The following is a 17,031-nucleotide window of genomic DNA, read 5'->3' as shown; positions in this document are numbered from 1 at the left end:
GGTGGCAGAAGCCGCCCAATCGCTCAGGTGACGCGCCGCAGCGTGTCCGGGGTGAGATCAAGCCGTGACGGGTAACCGTCGACCGCCATGATCAGGTCGGCTTCGGCCAGCAGCGAGCGCAGCACATGCACGATCCCGTCGGCTCCGCCCAGCGCCAGCCCGTAGGCGTACGGTCGGCCGATTCCCACCGCGGTCGCGCCCAGCGCCAGGGCCTTGATGATGTCGGCGCCGGTGCGGATGCCCGAATCGAACAGCACCGGCAGTCCGTCGGCGGCCGCCACCACCTCCGGCAGGCAGTCCAGCGCCGGCAGCCCGCCGTTGGCCTGGCGCCCGCCGTGGGTGGAGCAGTAGATGCCGTCCACGCCGCCGTCTTTGGCGCGCCGGGCGTCGTCGGGGTGACAAATACCCTTGACGATCAGCGGCAGATCGGTCGACGACCGCAACCAGGGCAGGTCATCCCAGGTCAGCGGGTTGCCGAAGGTCTGTACCCAGGACAGCACGGCGGCCTGCGGGTTCTCCTCGGGCGGTTGAGCCAGCCCGGCGCGGAACACCGGATCGGAAAAATAGTTGGCCAGGCAGTGCCCGCGCAGCTGCGGGAAGTTCGACGTCGCCAGATCCCGCGGACGCCAGCCCGGAACCCAGGTGTCCAGGGTGACGACAATCGCCTTGTAGCCGGCCGCCTCGGCACGGCGCACCAGGCTGGCGGCCAGTTCCCGGTCCTTGGGCGTGTACAGCTGGAAAAACCCGGGTGTGTCGCCGAATTCGGCAGCGACGTCCTCCAGCGGATCTGCGGTGAGGGTGGACACCATCAGCGGGACACCGGTCGCCGCCGCGGCCCGTCCACTGGCCAGGTCGCCGTGGCCGTCCTGAGCGCAGATGCCGATGACGCCGATCGGCGCCATGAAGATCGGCGAGGGCAGGCGCAACCCGAACATCTCGATCGACAGGTCGCGCTCGGCGGCGCCGACGAACATCCGCGGAATGAGTCCCCATCGGTCAAAGGCCGTCACGTTGGCCCGCTGGGTGCGCTCGTCGCCTGCGCCGCCGGCGACGTATGACCACACCGACGGGGAAAGCGCCGCAGCGGCTTTGGCCTCCAATTCGGTGTAGGTCATCGGCAGCGCAGGCACCACCCCGGCCAGGCCCTGCAGGTAGATCTCGAACTGGTAGTCCCCGAATGCCATGCCGCTAGCCTGCCGCAGCTTCTGCCGCCTCTTTGCTGGCGAGCTCCTTCTTCCATTGCCGGAACGTCTCTTCGGTACGACCGCGCCGCCAGTAACCCGAGATCGACGCCCACTTGGCCTCCACCCCGCGCTCCTTGCGGATGTAGGGCCGCAGGTTGTGCATGACGGCCTGCGCCTCGCCGTGGATGAACACCTGAACCTGTCCCGGCAGCCACAGGGTGGTGGTGACCGCCTCGACCAGCGGGGCGTTGTCGCCGGCCCGATCCTGCCCGACCGAATCGGCACGCCCGCCGCGGTGCAGCCAGTTCAGTTGCACCCCCTGCGGCGCGGTCAGCGCGATCTCGTCCGCTGGGCTGGCGACCTCGATGAAAGCCTTGCCGACCGCGTCGTCCGGCAGTGCTTCCAGGGCGGCCGAGATCGCCGGCAGCGCGCTCTCGTCACCGGCCAGCAGGTGCCAGTCGGCCGCGGGGTCGGGCGCGTATGCGCCGCTGGGGCCCATCAGATAGACCGGTTGACCGGGCTGTGCGCCGACGGCCCACGGCCCAGCGACGCCGTGGTCGCCGTGCACGGACACATCGATGGTGATCTCGCGGGCGACCGGATCGGCGCGCCGCACCGTCAGGGTGCGGATCACCGGACGATCCTCGTCCGGCAGCCCGTCGAAGCTGTCCAGCGTCAACGGCTGCGGGAGTGCGGCGACGTCGACTCCGTAGGGCACAAAGACAACCTTGACGTAGGAGTCGGTGAATTCGCTCGGGCGGAACGTGTCGTATCCGGTGCCACCCAAGACCACCCGCACCATATGTTCCGACAGTTGCTCGCTACGCACTACTGCGAAGGTGTGAACCGGTCGTCCTGCCACGTTGCCTCCCCGTCTTGGCTTGCCCCGCCGACTATACGAGCTACCGGCTGCCCCGGACTATCGCCCAGCTGCCGTCACGCCGCTGCACCAAGCCCGCCACCTCCAACATCGCCAGCGGCCCGAACACCTGTGCCGAGGGCAGCCCCGCTGCCACCGCGACCTGATCGACGGTCGCCACGCCGCGGCCCGGCAATGCTTCGTAGACCTGACGTTCGGCGTCACTGAGCCCGTCCAGCGGGGTGGCCGGCCGCGATGGCTCGGCCGCCAGCTCCCCGATCCGCCCGGCCAGCTCGATCACCTCATCGGCTCGGGTCACCAGTTCGGCGCCCCCGCGCAGCAACACGTGACAGCCGGCCGAGGCCGCACTGGTGACGGGCCCGGGAACCGCGGCCACCGGCCGGCCCAGCAGCCGCGCCCATGCGGCGGTACTGGCCGCGCCACTGCGCAAGCCGGCCTCCACCACGACCGTCGCGCCGGCGAGCGCCGCCACCAACCGGTTGCGGGTCAGAAATCGGTGCCGGGCCGGGCGGACACCGGGCGGATATTCGGTGACCAGCAGCCCGTGCCCGCCGATGCGGTGCAGCAGCGCGGAATGGCCTGCCGGATAACAGATGTCGATTCCGCCGGCGAGCACCGCCACCGTCGTGCCGTCGACGGCGAGCGCGGCGCGGTGGGCCGCCCCGTCGATTCCGTAAGCGCCGCCGGATACCACCGCCACATCGTGTTCGGCCAGTCCGGCGGCCAGGTCCGCGGCCACCAGTTCGCCGTAGGCGGTCGCGGCCCGGGTCCCGACGATCGCGGTGGCGCGTTCGGCGGTCTCGTCCAGGCGCGCCGGACCCACCGCCCAGAGCGCCAGCGGTGCACGGCAGTCCGGCCTTTTCGCAGCCGCGGCGCCGCCGAACGCGGCGAACGCCAGCAGCGGCCATTCCTCGTCATCGGGGGTGAGCAGCCGACCGCCACGGCGGGCCAATAACTCCAGATCGGCTGCAGCCAAGTCGATTTCCCGTCTGGCTTCGGTGTACTTGACCAGTTCCGCATCGACGGCGCCACACCGAATCCGCTCCGCCGCCTCGACCGGACCAACCCGCCCGACCAGCGCGGACAGATCCGGGCGCGGCGGTTCGGCAACCCGGGACAGGTAGGCCCAAGCCCGCATTACCTCGTCGCCGGCAGGGCTCATCAGCCCGCTCCCGGCTGGCGAAAGCTCAGTGCGGTGGCGACCTCATCCGGACCGGGTGAGCTCCGGCCCGCCAGATCGCTCAGCGTCCAGGCCACCCGCAGGCTGCGGTTGGCGCCGCGGATCGACAGCAGGCCGCGGTCCAACGCGGTGCGCAGCGGTGCCATCGCCGCGGCGCCGAGCCGAAACTTGCGGCGCAGCAACGCTCCATTGACCTCGGCGTTGGTATGAAAGCCATGTGGCCCCCAGCGTTGTGCCGCCGCGGCTCGCGCGTCGGACACCCGGGCCCGCACCGCCGCCGTCGACTCCCCGTCGACGGCGGAGAACGCACCGGCGCGCACCGGATGCATCTCGACCCGCAGATCCACCCGGTCCAGCAGCGGCCCGGACAGCCGGCCGAGGTAGCGCCGCTTCTCCATCGACTTGCACGTGCAGTCGCGCGGGTCGGCCGGGGCGCACGGACAGGGGTTGGCCGCCATGACCAGTTGGAACCGGGCCGGATAGCAGGCCACCCCGTCGCGCCGGGCCAGTCGGATCTCCCCGTCCTCCAACGGTGTCCGCAACGCCTCCAGGGCACTTACCCGGATCTCGGCGCACTCGTCGAGGAACAGCACCCCGCGGTGGGCGCGGCTCACCGCGCCCGGCCGTGCCATACCGGAGCCACCACCGACCAGCGCCGCGACGCTGGAGCTGTGGTGCGGGGCGATGAACGGCGGGCGGCTGATCAACGGTGCGCAACCCGACAGCAGCCCGGCGACCGAGTGAATCGCGGTGACCTCCAGCGACTCACTTTCGGTCAACGGCGGCAGCAGTCCCGGAAGGCGTTGGGCCAACATGGTTTTGCCGACCCCGGGCGGTCCGGTCAGCATCAGATGGTGTGATCCGGCGGCGGCCACCTCAACCGCGAAACGGGCTTGGGCCTGGCCGACCACCTCGGCCAGGTCGGTGGCCGGTTCCAAGGCCGTTTCCAGGACCGGGGACACCGTGGTGATCCGCTCCTGCAGCCATGCCGCCCCCTCCAGCCAGCCGTGCAGCTGTCCCAGCGTCGCCACCCCGTAGACGTCGATGCCGTCCACCAAGCTGGCTTCGGCGAGATTGTCCACCGGTACCACCGCACGCGCCCAGCCGTCGTTCCTGGCGGCCAACACCGCGGGCAGCACCCCGTGCACCGGCCGCACCCGTCCGTCCAGTGCCAACTCGCCGAGCAACACCGTCTTCTCCAGCCGCGGCCAAGGGGTGCCGCAGTCCGCCGAGAGCACCGCGGCGGCCAGTGCCAGGTCGTAGACCGACCCCATCTTCGGCAGCGTCGCCGGGGACAGCGCCAGCGTCAATCGGGCCGCCGGCCACCGCTGCTCGCTGTTGGTGATCGCCGCCCGCACCCGATCCCGAGACTCCTGCAGGGCGGCATCGGGCAGGCCCACCAGATGCACCCCGGGCAGCCCCGAGGTGATGTCGGCCTCGATCTCCACGATCTCACCGTCGAGGCCGCGCACCGCGACCGAGAACGCCCGCCCCAGCGCCATCAGCCCACCCCCTGCAGGTGGGTGATCTCCGGAGCCGGATATCGCCCGATCCGTACCCCGATCACGTCCACGCGGACGTCGTCCCAGTGGGATTGCTGACCGGCGAGCCAGGCTCCGGCCAGCCTGCGTAATCGGCGCAACTTCTGCGGCGGCACCGCGTACGCCAGCCCGCCGAAACCGTCACCGGTGCGGGTTTTCACCTCGACGAAAACCACCGTGCGGGCGGCCGGATCGGCGGCGATCACGTCCAGTTCGCCATACCGGCAGCGCCAGTTGCGCGCCAGAATGGCCCACCCCTGCCCTATCAGGTGGTCGACGGCCAGTTGTTCCCCGAACGCCCCGAGCTCGGCGCGCGTCATGGTTGTCATGCCGCCCAGATTCGGTCATCCCACCGACAGCGTCGAGCCGCGCAGCACCGAAAACGGCTGCACCGCACTCAGTTATCCCCAGTGCCGACTTCATCCACAGTCGCCGGGGAAATCGGAGACTAGCCGGCGTGTGCGCCCGGCGCGCGAACCACCAGCGGAACCCCGGGGAAGCAGGCCGCCAGCTCGGAGCGCGCACGGCGCAGCGCGGCGGTGCCGTAGCCCTTCCTGCGGTATTCGGGATGGATCCAGATCCGTACGTTCACCTCACCGCGAGCAAGGTCGCCGAAGACCATCCCGACCTTCTGCGCACCGTCGAGGGCGACGAACAAGGCGGCGTCTTCGTCATCCACTCGAGACAGCGCGGAATGGATCTCGTCGTCGAGACCGCCGGCCGGGGCGCCGGACCCGTCCCCACTGGCGCCGACGTCGGTGGTGCGCAGTTCGAAGATGTCGCGGTCCGGGCCACCGGTGAACGGGCGCAACAGCAAGGTCTCACCGGAGCTCGCCGGCCGATCACCGAGGATGAACGTCAGCTCGTTGTTCAGGTCCTCGAGCTCGTCGGCGATCCTGCTGCGGGACTCCTTCGTCAGCTGATCCAGTGACATTCCGATCACCGCTTCGCACCCCGCCGGTGAGGTGCCGAGCAGGTTCGCGATCGCCTGCACAGCAGACCCGCGGTCGTCGGAATCGACGATGACGTCGAGTACCTCGTGGCGACGTTCCATGGCTTTGAGCAGGGCATCGGTGATCTCCCGGCGGGAGACGGCACGGTCGACAGCGGTCATGGTGCAAGCCTAGACCGAACCCGACGGTTCAGCGAGGCTCGACGAAGGAGCGGCGAAGCTGTAGACACAGCTGCGACGCTGCGGTGTTATTCGGGCAGCCGCAGCTCGGGCTTTTCGACCTCTTCGATGTTGACGTCTTTGAACGTGACCACCCGGACCTGCTTGACGAACCGCGCCGGCCGATACATGTCCCACACCCACGCGTCGGCGAGCCGCAGCTCGAAATACACCTCGCCGTCGGCGTTGCGCGGCACCATCTCCACACTGTTGGCCAGGTAGAACCGCCGCTCGGTCTCCACGACGTAACTGAACTGCCCCACGATGTCCTTGTATTCGCGGTACAGCGAGAGTTCCATCTCGGTTTCGTACTTCTCGAGATCTTCGGCACTCATCTGCTCAGCCGTCCTTCTGCTCGGTTCGTCCCCATTGTCCCTGTCGTCGCCGTCGCCAGCGCCGCCACGTTGCGCACGTTGATGAACGAGTAGCGGTGCTGGCTGCACGGCCCCAATGCCGCCAGCGCCGCGGTGTGCGCGGCGGTGGAATAGCCCTTGTGCTCGGCGAAGCCGTAACCGGGATCGTCCAGCGCCACCATGTAACGGTCCCGGGTGACCTTGGCCAGCACGCTCGCCGCGGCGATGCAGGCGGCCGCGCCGTCACCGCCGATCACCGGAAGCGATGGCATCGGCAGGCCCGGCACCCGAAACCCGTCGGAGAGCACGTAGCCCGGCCGTAGCGCCAGCCCGGCCACCGCGCGCCGCATGCCCTCGATGTTGGCCACGTGCACGCCCCGCACGTCGACATCGGCCGGTGCGATGAACACCACGTGGTAGGCCAGCGCGTGCCGGCGGATCACCGGGAACAGCTGCTCACGGGCCTTCTCGGTGAGCTTCTTGGAGTCATCGAGCGCCGCCAGCGCAGCGGGCCTGCCCGGCCCGAGCACACAAGCGGCCACCACCAGCGGTCCGGCGCAGGCGCCGCGGCCCACTTCGTCGACGCCGGCCACCGGGCCCAGCCCACTTCGGTACAGCGCCGACTCCAGGGTGCGTAACCCCGGTGAGCGGCGGATCACCGTGCGCGGCGGCCAGGCCGGGGCCATCGTTACGGGCCCTGCTGCGGGTTTATCGCTTTCACCGGTCCCCAACGCGACGGCGGCCAGGCGATGAACCGGGTTTTGCCGATCACGTTGCTCACCGGGACGGTGCCGGTGTCGAGATCCTCACCGGTGCAAAGGATCCGATGCTGCAGATCGGGCTGGACCGCCACGGTGTCGCAGTGTGCGCGCGAATCCGACGAATGGGTGCGATTGTCACCCATCACCCACAGCCGGTCTTCCGGCACGGTCACCGGACCGAACTCGTTGCCCAGGCAGGGGTAGACCATCGGGTCCACCATCAGGGTGGCCGGATTCAGGTAGGGCTCGTCGAGTGTCTTGCCGTCGACGGTCAGGCCGGTGTCGTTGCGGCACTGCACCGTCTGCCCGCCCACCGCGATGACCCGCTTGACCAGATCGTTCTCGTCGGGCGGGACGAACCCGATGAAGGACAAGGCGTTCTGCACCCAGCGCACCGCGGTGTTGTCGGACCGGATCGACTTGTAACCGACGTTCCACGAGGGCGGGCCCCGGAAGACGACCACGTCGCCGGGGCGCGGAGCGGTGAACCGGTAAGTGACCTTGTCGACCATGATCCGGTCACCGACGCATCCGTGGCAGCCGTGCAGCGTCGGTTCCATCGACTCCGACGGGATGAGATACGGACGCGCCACGAACGTCAACATGAGGTAGTACAGCACCAGCGCGGTCACCACCAGCACGGTCGACTCGCGCAGCGTGGTGTGCTTGCGGTCCTCGGGTGCGCCCGCCTCGGACGCGCCGACGACGGCTTCAGACTGCTCGGCCTCGGGCTGGTCGGCCTCGGGAGTGTTCTCGGGTGACGAGCCCGTGGTTTCGGTCACGAGATCAGGGTAGTGACCGCGTCAGCAGCGCCGGATACCGACCGGAGTAAGCCCGGCACGGATTCGGTGAGTCAGCGCTTCTCCTTGATCTTGGCCTTCTTGCCGCGCAGTTCGCGCAAGTAGTACAGCTTGGCGCGGCGGACGTCACCGCGGACCACAACGTCGATGTGGTCGACGTTGGGCGAGTGCACCGGGAAGGTCCGCTCCACGCCGACGCCGTAGCTCTCCTTGCGGACGGTGAACGTCTCGCGGACGCCGCCACCCTGCCGGCGGATGACCACACCCTTGAACACCTGGATCCGCTCCTTGGCGCCTTCGATCACCTTGACGTGCACGTTGACCGTGTCGCCGGGGCCGAAGGCCGGGATGTCGTCGCGCAGCGACGCCTTGTCGACGATGTCCAGCGTGTTCATTGCGGAAACACTTCCTCGCGGGTCGCGGCTGCCGACCGGGCTGCACGCGGCGTGCGCGTACAGACGGTAACCGAGCCGATGGGTTCGGGCATATTGTCGCATCGTGCGGTGACCGGGACGACGCCGGGCCCCACTGCAGAATCAACTGCCGGGCGACAACTGCTCAATTGTGCCAGACGCGGCGCAACCAGGGAAATCGTGCAAATCGCCGCTGGTCGTTGCCGCGCGAACGGCTGCGAGCGTGATAAGTCTGATGGGGAGGCGGACTGCACGATCCGGGTGTCCACGCGGTAACCTATGCGGCGGGCCGATGGCAGCAGTGTGGCGAGCCCGTAGATGTCGGTTCCCCGACTGATACCTGTTGAGGAGGCCTACCAGCCGTGCGGCCATCGATGCTTTTGTTGACCATAGTCATGGTGATATCGACGGTGGTATTCGGCTGCGACGAGAAGGTCTACGGTGCCGCCGCGACCCGGCCCCCGCAGTACCGCGCGGCTGAGGTGACACCGGTGGCCACCGCCATCGAAGCCCCCCGAGCACCCGCCATCCCCCCGGTTGCCGTGGTCGACGGACTCGCGGCGCGCATGCAGGACGCGACCGAGGAAGCGGCCAAGGCCGGTGCCAACATCTCGGTGGCCGTGCTGGACCGGATCTCGCATCAACTGGTCACCAACGGCAACACCCGGTCGATCGCCACCGCCTCGGTGGCCAAGCTGTTCATCGCCGACGACCTGCTGATCCACCAGCCGGAGACCGGATTGTCGGCGGACGACCAGGCCGCCTTGGATCTCATGCTGCGTTCCTCGGACGACGGGGCCGCCGAGACGTTCTGGAGTCAGCACGGCGGCAACGCCATCGTCACCCGGGTGGCAAGCCGCTACGGCCTGGCCGGTACGTCGCCGCCGTCCAACGGCGCCTGGTGGAACACCATCAGCACCGCACCCGACCTGGCCCGCTACTACGACATGCTGCTCAACGGCTCCGGAGGTCTTTCGGCAGACCGGGCCAACATCATCATCAACGACCTGGCACTGTCCACCCCGACTGGCATCGACGGCTACCCGCAGCGATTCGGGATTCCTGAGGGCCTGTACAACGAGCCGGTGGCGGTCAAACAGGGCTGGATGTGCTGCATCGGCAACAACTGGATGCACCTGTCGACCGGGGTGGTCGGCGCGGACCGTCGCTACGTGGTGGTGATCGAGTCACTGCAGCCCAGCGACGACACCACCGCGCGCACCACGATCACCCAGGCCGTCAAGACGATCTTCCCCGGCGGCCGGATCTAGCGGAGATTGCGAGCGCGGCGAAGCAGGGCCCGCCACGGCCTAGTCCGCTACTCGCCCAACAGGTCCGGTCGGCGCTGCCTGGTCCGCGCCACCGCGGCGTCGTGGCGCCAGGCGTCGATCCGGGCGTGGTCACCCGAGAGCAGCACCTCCGGAACGTCCAGGCCGCGCCAGCTCGGCGGTCGGGTATAGCTGGGCCCCTCCAGGAGTCCATCGCGGTCCGGGGAATGCGAATCATCCTGCTGTGACGCCGGATTGCCCAGCACTCCGGGCATCAGCCGCAGCACCGCCTCGAGCATCACCAGCACCGCGACTTCCCCGCCGGCCAGTACGTAGTCGCCGATCGACACTTCTTCGACCCGCATCCGCCGGGCGGCGTCGTCGGCAACCCGCTGGTCGATGCCTTCGTAGCGGCCGCAGGCGAACACCAGATGCTGTTCGTGGCTCCACCGCTGCGCGGTCGCCTGATCGAAGCGCACACCGGCCGGGGATGGTATGACGAGAACGGTTTGCTCCGAACAGATTTCGTCGAGTGCTTCACCCCAGACCGGGGCCTTCATCACCATCCCCGGCCCACCGCCGTAGGGGGTGTCGTCGACCGAGCGGTGTACGTCGTGGGTCCAGCGCCGCAGATCGTGGACACCCAACTCGACCAGTCCGGACTCGATCGCCTTGCCCGGCAACGATTGCCGGATCGGGTCCAGGTAGTCCGGGAAGATCGTCAGTACATCGACTTTCATGCCGCCTACTACTCCAGGTCGAGCAGGCCGTCGGGCGGATCGATCTCGACGACCTGGTCGGCCAGTGACACCAAGGGCACGAACGCGGCGACGAACGGCACCAACAGTTCCCGGCCATCGGTCCGCTTGATTGCGAGCAACTCGCCGGCAGCGGTGTGCAGCACCTCGGTGACGGTGCCGATCTCCTCCCCCGCCCCGGTGCGCACCTGCAGACCTTCGAGTTGGTGGTCGTAGTAGGTGTCCGGCTCGGTGATCGGCGGCAGGTCGGCGGAGTCGACGACGAAAACACTGCCGCGTAACGCATCGGCGCCGTCCCGGTCACCGACCCCGGCCAGTCGCACCAGCAGGCGCGCACCGTGCGGGCGCGACGTCTCGACGACGTAATCACGCTGCGGTACGCCGGCTTTCCGGGCGTGCAGTTTCGCTCCCGGCTCGAACCGGAGTTCGGGGTCGTCGGTGCGGATGTCGACGACGAGCTCGCCGGTGATGCCGTGGGCTTTGACCACCCGCCCTACCGTCAGCTCCATGACCCGGCCGGCTACCGGTCGGTGTCCACCACGTCCACGCGGATACCGCGTCCACCGATACCGGCGACGAGGGTGCGCAACGCAGTGGCCGTGCGGCCGCCGCGACCGATCACCTTGCCCAGGTCGTCGGGGTGGACGTGCACCTCGACGGTGCGGCCACGCCGATTGGTCACCATGTCGACCCGGACATCATCCGGATTGTCGACGATGCCGCGCACCAAGTGCTCGACGGCATCTGCCACCACTGCACTCATGGCCGCGCTCAGCTCTCGGTGGCCGGCTCGGCGGCCTCAGCAGCGGGAGCCTCAGCAGCGGGGGCCTCGGCCTTGGCCTCAGCGGACTCGTCCTTGGCCTCAGCGGTGTCGTCCTTGGCCTCAGCGGTGTCGTCCTTGGCCGCCTTCTTGGCCGGCGCCTTCTTCTTCTTGGCCGTGGTGGCGTCGGTAGTCGGGCCGCCCTCGGCCTCGGCCAGTGCGGCGTTGAACAGCTCCAGCTTGCTCGGCTTGGCCGGCTTGACCTTCAGCTTGCCCTCGGCGCCGGGCAGTCCCTTGAACTTCTGCCAGTCACCGGTGATCTTCAGCAGCTTGAGCACCGGCTCGGTGGGCTGGGCCCCGACCGACAGCCAGTACTGGGCGCGCTCCGAGTCGATCTCGATAAGGCTCGGCTCTTCCTTGGGGTGGTAGCGGCCGATGACCTCGATGGAGCGGCCGTCCCGGCGGGTGCGCGCGTCGGCGATCGAGATGCGGTACTGCGGATTGCGGATCTTGCCGAGCCGGGTGAGCTTGATCTTGACAGCCATGACTTAACTCCTTGGTAGCACGCTGCAATTCAGCGACAGGGGCGGATTTACCCCACGTCCGGTTTTGCCTCGCGTGTTGCGCCGCGTGACCGCACGCCCTTCACAGGGCACAGTCGCACGGTGGACAGCCGCCTATTGTGCCAGAACGGGCCCCGTCAGCAGAAATCGGCTCAGGGCAGCTTCTCGAAGCACTTGGTCTCGACGCGGCGGGTCATCCGCCAGCCGTCGGCGGTGCGGACGAACTCGTCGTCGTACCACAGGCCCAACAGCATGGTCGCGGGTTTCTCGCCACCGAACACCATCGGGTTGAAACAGAACGTGCGTGCTGTGGCGGCGTCACCGTCCACCCGGATCGACGGCAACCCCAGCATGTGGGCGTAGCCGGCAAAATTCGGCAGCACCTCCGCCAGCCAGGCCTTCACCTGCGGGTAGTGCCCCTCTATACCGCCCATCGCGCGGTAGTCGATGTAGGCGTCGTCGGTGAACACCGCGTCGAGGTCATCGAAGTTGCGCGTGTCGATGGCTGTGGAGTAGTCGACCAGCAGTTGCTGGATCTCCCACCGATCCGATATTTCGGCCTGGCTCAGCATTCCTCGATTGAACACTGCAGTGCTTGGGGGCGGTAGGGTAACCGGCCATGCGGAAGATTCTGGCCTTGTTGGCCGTGGCCGCGGCAGCCTTATTCGCCACTCCCGCGGTGACCGCCGTCGCCGACGTCGCGCAACCGCTGGGGTCGGCGCCGATCCCGGCCGGCCCGGCCCCGAATTGGCTCATCGCCGACCTGGACTCCGGGCAGATCCTCGCCGAGCAGAACGGGTACGCCGCCACCCCACCGGCCAGCACGATCAAGGTGCTGCTCGCGCTGGTGGTGCTCGATGAGCTGAACCTCGACGACACCGTGGTCGCCAGCCCGGCCGACACCGCGGTGGAGTGCAACTGTGTCGGGATCAAGCCCGGCCGCAGCTACACCACCCGTCAGCTGCTCGAAGGCCTGCTGCTGGTGTCGGGCAATGATGCCGCCAACGCGCTCGCGGACATGCTCGGCGGGCCGGAAGCGGCCGTGGCGAAGATGAACGCCAAAGCCGCCGCGGTCGGAGCCACCGGCACCCACGCCAGCACGCCGTCCGGGCTGGACGGCCCCGGCGGACCCGGGGCGAGCACCCCGCATGACCTGGCGGCCATCTTCCGGGCGGCGATGGCCAACCCGGTGTTCGCCGGAATCACCGCGCAGCCCTCGGCGATGTTCCCCACCGAGTTCGGTGAACGACCGATCGTCACCATGAACGAGTTACTGGCCCGCTACCCCGGGGCGATCGGCGGCAAGACCGGATTCACCGACGCCGCCCGCAAGACCTACGTCGGCGCGGCCGCCCGCGACGGCCGGCGGCTGGTGGTGGCGATGATGTACGGGCTGATCCACGAGGGCGGCCCGAACTACTGGGATCAAGCTGCCGCCCTGCTGGATTGGGGTTTCGCGCAGGGGCCGATGTCCGGCGTCGGCAGCCTGTAGCGGTCAGAAGGGTGCTCGCCCTCGCCGAACGTGTAGTCAGCGCGAAAAATCTCGGCGATAACTCGCAGTCAGTGCACGTTCGCCGACGTGGCTAATACACCCGGCCGCGCAACATCACCAGATCCGGTCGGCCCAGCACGTCGGGGCCAAGGCGCGGATCCGCGCTAAAGCACACCAGATCAGCCGGTGCACCGTCCTCCAGCACCGGTGCGCCCAGCCAGCGCCGGGCCTCCCAGCACGCCGCACCGAGCGCCTCGGTGGCCCTGAGCCCGATCCCGGTCAGGGCCTCCACCTCGTCGGCGATCCGGCCGTGGGCGACCATGCCGCCGGCGTCACTGCCGGCGTAGATCGGGATTCCGGCTTCCCGGGCAGCGCTCAGCCGGTCCCGTGAGCTGGCGTGCAACGCGCGCATATGCGCGGCGTAGGTCGGATACTTGGCCGCCGAGTCGGCGATGCCGGGGAAGTTGTCGATGTTGATCAGCGTCGGCACCAGGGCGGTGCCGTGGGCCAGCATCAGCGAAATGATGTCGTCGGTGATACCGGTGCCGTGCTCAATGCAGTCGATGCCGGCGTCGATCAGGCCGGGCAACGCATCTTCCCCGAACACGTGGGCGGTGACCCGGGCACCGTTGGCGTGCGCGGCCGCGATCGCATCGGTGAGCACGCCGTCGGACCATAGTGGCGCCAGATCCCCCACCGAACGGTCGATCCAGTCCCCGATCAGTTTCACCCAGCCGTCACCGACGCGGGCTTGCTCGGCCACCGCATCCGGCAGCTGGGCTTCGTCGTCGACGTCGATCGCCAGGCCGGGGATGTAGCGCTTCTGCTTCGCCAAGTGCCGGCCGGCGCGGATGATGCGCGGCAGGTCGTCGCGGTCGTCGAGGCTGCGGGTGTCGATCGGCACCCCGGGGTCGCGCAGCAGCAACACCCCGGCGCGGCGTTCGGTCTCGGCGTAGCCGATCGCCTCGTCGAGCCCGACCGGCCCGCCGGCGCCGATCCCCAGATGGCAGTGCGCGTCGACCAGCCCGGGGATGATCCAGCCGTCGGTGAAGACGGTCTGCGCGCCGTCGACGGGTTCGACGCTGATGCGGCCGTCGACGATCCAATACTCGACAGGCTGTTCGTCGGGCAGCCCGCGGCCGGAGACGTGGAGCGCCAAATTACTTCTGGCCCGGGAAGTTCAGCTTGGACAGGTCGAAGTCGGCCAGCCCTGGCGGCAGCTCGTTGAGGCCCTCGGGCATCTGCGACAAGTCCGGGAAGCCGGCCGGCATGCCGGGACCGAAAAGGCCCCGCGTCTTCGGCGGAGTCGGACCCCGCTTCTTGCCGCCCTTCTTGGCGTTCTTGCCCTTGGCCTTACGGCTGGCGCTCTTGCGGCCCATGCCGGGCAGGCCCATGCCGCCCATCATCGACGACATCATCTTGCGGGCCTCGAAGAACCGGTCGACGAGCTGATTGACGTCGGATACGGCAACCCCGGAGCCGTTGGCGATGCGCAGCCGGCGGGAGGCGTTGATGATCTTGGGGTCGGCCCGTTCGGCCGGGGTCATGCCGCGGATGATGGCCTGCAGCCGGTCGAGCTGGCTGTCGTCGACGGCGGCCAGCGCGTCCTTCATCTGGCCGGCGCCGGGCAGCATGCCCAGCAGGTTGCCGATCGGGCCCATCTTGCGGATCGCCAGCATCTGCTCGAGGAAATCTTCCAGGGTGAGCTCGCCGGAGCCGATCTTGGCGGCGGCCTCCTCGGCCTTCTGCGCGTCGAAGACCTGCTCGGCCTGCTCGATCAGGCTCAGCACGTCGCCCATGCCCAGGATTCGGCTGGCCATCCGGTCGGGATGGAAGACGTCGAAGTCCTCCAGCTTCTCCCCGGTGGAGGCGAACAGGATCGGGGTGCCGGTGACTTCACGTACCGACAGCGCCGCACCGCCGCGGGCGTCGCCGTCCAGCTTGGTCAGCACCACACCGGTGAACCCGACACCCTCGCGGAACGCGTCGGCGGTGGCCACGGCGTCCTGGCCGATCATCGCGTCCAGCACGAACAGCACCTCGTCGGGCTGCACGGCGTCGCGGATCGCGGCGGCCTGGGCCATCATCTGCTCGTCGATGCCGAGGCGCCCGGCGGTGTCGACGACGACGACGTCGAAGTGCTTGGCCTTGGCTTCGGCCAGGCCCCCGGCGGCGACGGCGACCGGGTCACCCGCGCTGATCTGGGCCTCGTGCGAGTGGGCGGAGGTACCGGGGTGCGGCGCGAACACGGCGACCCCGGCCCGTTCGCCGACGACCTGCAGCTGGTTGACCGCGCCCGGTCGCTGCAGGTCACAGGCCACCAGCAGCGGGGTGTGGCCCTGGCCGCGAAGCCAGGTGGCCAGCTTGCCGGCCAGAGTGGTCTTACCGGCGCCCTGCAGGCCGGCCAGCATGATCACCGTCGGCGGGGTCTTGGCGAAGGTGAGCGTGCGGGTCTGCCCGCCGAGGATGCCGATGAGCTCCTCGTTGACGATCTTGACGACCTGCTGGGCCGGGTTGAGTGCACCGGAGACCTCGGCGCCCTTGGCGCGGTCCTTGATCCGGCCGATGAACTCCCGCACCACCGGCAGTGACACGTCGGCTTCCAGCAGCGCCAGCCGGATCTCCCGGGCGGTGGCATCGATGTCGGCGTCGGTCAACCGACCCTTGCTGCGCAGCCCCTGAAGAGCACCGGTCAACCGGTCGGACAGTGATTCGAACACGCCCTCAAGCCTAAACGGTGTCGGATATCCGGCTGCAGTCGAGGCGGTGCGGCAGCAGCGGATTTGGCTGACGGTCAGGACAATTTCGCGTGCGGCCAGGGAAATCGGACCTGTCAAAAATGTAACTGTGGTGTTAGAGAAATTGCCCAGTTAATGCCACGAATCATGACCATTAATGCGAAGTTTCATAGCCCTCACCGGCAAAAGATTTTCGTTAAAATTGAACGTGCGGCCGCTAACAAAGTGTTACGACACCGCCAGCGCGCACTAATTCGTGCAACTCTCAGCGTGCGAGCTATACCAAACATCGGGAATCACTCGACCAGTCCGTGAGGAGCACCCATGTCATTTGTGAAAGCAGCGCCTGAAGCGATGACCTCAGCCGCGGGGCAACTCCAGGGTATTGGCGAAGTCCTCGCCGCGCAGAACGCAGCGGTACTGAGCCCCACCACCGCCATTGCCCCAGCGGGCACGGACCCGGTATCCCAAATGCAGGCGGCCGTGTTCGCGACCTACGGCAGCCTCTACCAGTCGATCAGCGACCAAGCGGCGGCCGTTCACCAGCAGCTTGTGCAGGTCTTGGGGCAGAACGCCGGTGCGTATACCTCTGCCGAGGCGACCAACCAGTCGACGACGTCGCTGGACGCAGCGATCCAGGGGTTGTTGACCAACATCCTCGGTGTCCCGACCAGCGGCAGTTCGTCGCTGCTGTCCGGCAATCTCGCCAACATCGGCAATATCGGGATGGGCAACTGGGCCTCCGCCGGCTCTGCACTGCTCGGTCTGGCCGGTGGCGGTCTTCTCGACTTTCCCGAAGAGGCAGCAGCCGGGTCCGCAGGCCTGGTCGGGATGGACCAGGCAATGCTGGCCGGCGTGGCGGCGCCGGCCACGACGGCCGGCGTCGGCGCGGCACCGGTGGCAGCAGGCGTGGCGCGGGCCGCCACGGTCGGCGCCTTGTCGGTACCGCCGAGCTGGGCCGGCGAGGGGATCGCCGCCGCGAACGCCGCTCCGGCCCGGTTGGCGGCCGCGGGTCTGGTTACCCCGCAACACGCGACGGCCATGGCCGCGGTGCCGGCCATGATGCCGTCGGCAGGCTCGGCCGGCGGCGGCGTCGGGAGATTCGGCGCGCCGCGCTACGGCGTCAAGCCCACCGTCGTGCCCAAGCCGACGGCCGTCTAGCAAACCGC

General features: G+C 68.6%; 20 protein-coding genes. 3 read left to right on the top strand and 17 right to left on the bottom strand.

The genetic code is table 11. The annotated features are described in order from the left end of the window. Positions 1 to 23: 23 nt before the first annotated feature. The 10 genes from ACZYY4_RS13835 to rplS all read right to left on the bottom strand — a co-directional run bounded on the left by ACZYY4_RS13835 (position 24) and on the right by rplS (position 8,265). Positions 24 to 1,184: a lactate 2-monooxygenase gene (locus ACZYY4_RS13835; protein ID WP_463810560.1), complete on the bottom strand. Its 1,161-nt coding sequence runs from the start codon at positions 1,182 to 1,184 to the stop codon at positions 24 to 26. A 4-nt stretch (positions 1,185 to 1,188) separates the two neighbouring features. Continuing rightward, on the bottom strand, positions 1,189 to 2,046 hold the full coding sequence (locus tag ACZYY4_RS13830; protein WP_463810559.1) for a siderophore-interacting protein: 858 nt from the start codon (positions 2,044 to 2,046) through the stop codon (positions 1,189 to 1,191). Positions 2,047 to 2,086: 40 nt separating this feature from the next. Beyond that, positions 2,087 to 3,226 carry a DNA-processing protein DprA gene (gene dprA, locus ACZYY4_RS13825; protein ID WP_463810558.1) on the bottom strand — a complete coding sequence of 380 codons (1,140 nt, stop codon included), beginning with the start codon at positions 3,224 to 3,226 and terminating at the stop codon, positions 2,087 to 2,089. Then, positions 3,226 to 4,746, bottom strand: coding sequence for a YifB family Mg chelatase-like AAA ATPase (locus ACZYY4_RS13820; protein ID WP_463810557.1), 1,521 nt, complete (start codon positions 4,744 to 4,746; stop codon positions 3,226 to 3,228). Before ACZYY4_RS13820 ends, dprA begins: the two co-directional genes overlap by 1 nt. Continuing rightward, positions 4,746 to 5,114 (bottom strand): YraN family protein, encoded by a 369-nt coding sequence (locus ACZYY4_RS13815; protein ID WP_463810556.1) that lies wholly within the window; start codon positions 5,112 to 5,114, stop codon positions 4,746 to 4,748. The genes ACZYY4_RS13820 and ACZYY4_RS13815 overlap by 1 nt, the downstream gene beginning before the upstream one ends. A 119-nt stretch (positions 5,115 to 5,233) precedes the next feature. Then, positions 5,234 to 5,899, bottom strand: a complete 666-nt coding sequence (locus ACZYY4_RS13810; RefSeq protein WP_463810555.1) for a GNAT family N-acetyltransferase — start codon at positions 5,897 to 5,899, stop codon at positions 5,234 to 5,236. An 86-nt stretch (positions 5,900 to 5,985) separates the two neighbouring features. Then, positions 5,986 to 6,291, bottom strand: coding sequence for a DUF2469 domain-containing protein (locus tag ACZYY4_RS13805; protein ID WP_012393608.1), 306 nt, complete (start codon positions 6,289 to 6,291; stop codon positions 5,986 to 5,988). Then, on the bottom strand, positions 6,288 to 6,995 hold the full coding sequence (locus ACZYY4_RS13800) for a ribonuclease HII (RefSeq protein WP_463810554.1): 708 nt from the start codon (positions 6,993 to 6,995) through the stop codon (positions 6,288 to 6,290). The genes ACZYY4_RS13805 and ACZYY4_RS13800 overlap by 4 nt, the downstream gene beginning before the upstream one ends. Positions 6,996 to 6,997: 2 nt before the next feature. Beyond that, entirely contained in the window at positions 6,998 to 7,852 is an 855-nt protein-coding gene (gene lepB, locus ACZYY4_RS13795) for a signal peptidase I (protein WP_463810553.1), read from the bottom strand. A gap of 71 nt (positions 7,853 to 7,923) precedes the next feature. Continuing rightward, the gene (rplS, locus tag ACZYY4_RS13790; RefSeq protein WP_463810552.1) at positions 7,924 to 8,265 is read right to left on the bottom strand and encodes a 50S ribosomal protein L19; all 342 of its coding nucleotides are present in this window, start codon (positions 8,263 to 8,265) and stop codon (positions 7,924 to 7,926) included. Positions 8,266 to 8,678: 413 nt separating this feature from the next. On the opposite strand from rplS, the gene ACZYY4_RS13785 reads away from it, so the two are divergent. Then, positions 8,679 to 9,554: a serine hydrolase gene (locus ACZYY4_RS13785; protein ID WP_463810551.1), complete on the top strand. Its 876-nt coding sequence runs from the start codon at positions 8,679 to 8,681 to the stop codon at positions 9,552 to 9,554. A 47-nt stretch (positions 9,555 to 9,601) separates the two neighbouring features. Here ACZYY4_RS13785 and trmD read toward each other — a convergent pair whose 3' ends face one another. From trmD to ACZYY4_RS13760, 5 genes are all read right to left on the bottom strand, one after another. Next, positions 9,602 to 10,291: a tRNA (guanosine(37)-N1)-methyltransferase TrmD gene (trmD, locus tag ACZYY4_RS13780; RefSeq protein WP_463810550.1), complete on the bottom strand. Its 690-nt coding sequence runs from the start codon at positions 10,289 to 10,291 to the stop codon at positions 9,602 to 9,604. A gap of 8 nt (positions 10,292 to 10,299) precedes the next feature. Next, positions 10,300 to 10,818 (bottom strand): ribosome maturation factor RimM, encoded by a 519-nt coding sequence (gene rimM, locus ACZYY4_RS13775; RefSeq protein ID WP_463810549.1) that lies wholly within the window; start codon positions 10,816 to 10,818, stop codon positions 10,300 to 10,302. Positions 10,819 to 10,829: 11 nt separating this feature from the next. Beyond that, positions 10,830 to 11,072 (bottom strand): RNA-binding protein, encoded by a 243-nt coding sequence (locus ACZYY4_RS13770; protein ID WP_019736217.1) that lies wholly within the window; start codon positions 11,070 to 11,072, stop codon positions 10,830 to 10,832. Between the two features lie 8 nt (positions 11,073 to 11,080). Further along, positions 11,081 to 11,614: a 30S ribosomal protein S16 gene (gene rpsP, locus ACZYY4_RS13765; protein WP_463810548.1), complete on the bottom strand. Its 534-nt coding sequence runs from the start codon at positions 11,612 to 11,614 to the stop codon at positions 11,081 to 11,083. A 170-nt stretch (positions 11,615 to 11,784) separates the two neighbouring features. Then, complete coding sequence (locus ACZYY4_RS13760) at positions 11,785 to 12,204, bottom strand: nuclear transport factor 2 family protein (RefSeq protein ID WP_463810547.1); 420 nt, start codon at positions 12,202 to 12,204, stop codon at positions 11,785 to 11,787. Positions 12,205 to 12,251: 47 nt separating this feature from the next. Between ACZYY4_RS13760 and ACZYY4_RS13755 the strand changes: the two genes are divergently transcribed. Further along, complete coding sequence (locus ACZYY4_RS13755) at positions 12,252 to 13,124, top strand: D-alanyl-D-alanine carboxypeptidase family protein (RefSeq protein WP_463810546.1); 873 nt, start codon at positions 12,252 to 12,254, stop codon at positions 13,122 to 13,124. Positions 13,125 to 13,215: 91 nt separating this feature from the next. Here the strand turns inward: ACZYY4_RS13755 and ACZYY4_RS13750 are convergent, their stop codons facing one another. Together ACZYY4_RS13750 and ffh are read right to left on the bottom strand one after the other, a co-directional pair. Continuing rightward, positions 13,216 to 14,283, bottom strand: a complete 1,068-nt coding sequence (locus tag ACZYY4_RS13750; protein WP_463810545.1) for an amidohydrolase family protein — start codon at positions 14,281 to 14,283, stop codon at positions 13,216 to 13,218. A gap of 1 nt (position 14,284) precedes the next feature. Next, entirely contained in the window at positions 14,285 to 15,844 is a 1,560-nt protein-coding gene (ffh, locus tag ACZYY4_RS13745; RefSeq protein WP_463810544.1) for a signal recognition particle protein, read from the bottom strand. Between the two features lie 342 nt (positions 15,845 to 16,186). Here ffh and ACZYY4_RS13740 point away from each other — a divergent pair, with 342 nt between their 5' ends. After that, positions 16,187 to 17,023, top strand: a complete 837-nt coding sequence (locus tag ACZYY4_RS13740) for a PPE family protein, SVP subgroup (RefSeq protein ID WP_463810543.1) — start codon at positions 16,187 to 16,189, stop codon at positions 17,021 to 17,023. Positions 17,024 to 17,031: the final 8 nt, after the last annotated feature.

The organism is Mycobacterium sp. IDUB_21, assembly GCF_055419425.1.
This window is presented reverse-complemented; position numbering and strand designations above follow the sequence as displayed.

Excerpts from the sequence above, each read along its gene's own strand:
- ACZYY4_RS13835 (WP_463810560.1), bottom strand. The coding sequence starts at position 1,184 with ATGGCATTCGGGGACTACCAGTTCGAGATCTACCTGCAGGGCCTGGCC.
- dprA (WP_463810558.1), bottom strand. The coding sequence starts at position 3,226 with ATGAGCCCTGCCGGCGACGAGGTAATGCGGGCTTGGGCCTACCTGTCC.
- ACZYY4_RS13820 (WP_463810557.1), bottom strand. The coding sequence starts at position 4,746 with ATGGCGCTGGGGCGGGCGTTCTCGGTCGCGGTGCGCGGCCTCGACGGT.
- ACZYY4_RS13815 (WP_463810556.1), bottom strand. The coding sequence starts at position 5,114 with ATGACAACCATGACGCGCGCCGAGCTCGGGGCGTTCGGGGAACAACTG.
- ACZYY4_RS13810 (WP_463810555.1), bottom strand. The coding sequence starts at position 5,899 with ATGACCGCTGTCGACCGTGCCGTCTCCCGCCGGGAGATCACCGATGCC.
- ACZYY4_RS13805 (WP_012393608.1), bottom strand. The coding sequence starts at position 6,291 with ATGAGTGCCGAAGATCTCGAGAAGTACGAAACCGAGATGGAACTCTCG.
- ACZYY4_RS13800 (WP_463810554.1), bottom strand. The coding sequence starts at position 6,995 with ATGGCCCCGGCCTGGCCGCCGCGCACGGTGATCCGCCGCTCACCGGGG.
- rplS (WP_463810552.1), bottom strand. The coding sequence starts at position 8,265 with ATGAACACGCTGGACATCGTCGACAAGGCGTCGCTGCGCGACGACATC.
- ACZYY4_RS13785 (WP_463810551.1), top strand. The coding sequence starts at position 8,679 with ATGGTGATATCGACGGTGGTATTCGGCTGCGACGAGAAGGTCTACGGT.
- trmD (WP_463810550.1), bottom strand. The coding sequence starts at position 10,291 with ATGAAAGTCGATGTACTGACGATCTTCCCGGACTACCTGGACCCGATC.
- rimM (WP_463810549.1), bottom strand. The coding sequence starts at position 10,818 with ATGGAGCTGACGGTAGGGCGGGTGGTCAAAGCCCACGGCATCACCGGC.
- ACZYY4_RS13770 (WP_019736217.1), bottom strand. The coding sequence starts at position 11,072 with ATGAGTGCAGTGGTGGCAGATGCCGTCGAGCACTTGGTGCGCGGCATC.
- rpsP (WP_463810548.1), bottom strand. The coding sequence starts at position 11,614 with ATGGCTGTCAAGATCAAGCTCACCCGGCTCGGCAAGATCCGCAATCCG.
- ACZYY4_RS13760 (WP_463810547.1), bottom strand. The coding sequence starts at position 12,204 with ATGCTGAGCCAGGCCGAAATATCGGATCGGTGGGAGATCCAGCAACTG.
- ACZYY4_RS13755 (WP_463810546.1), top strand. The coding sequence starts at position 12,252 with ATGCGGAAGATTCTGGCCTTGTTGGCCGTGGCCGCGGCAGCCTTATTC.
- ACZYY4_RS13740 (WP_463810543.1), top strand. The coding sequence starts at position 16,187 with ATGTCATTTGTGAAAGCAGCGCCTGAAGCGATGACCTCAGCCGCGGGG.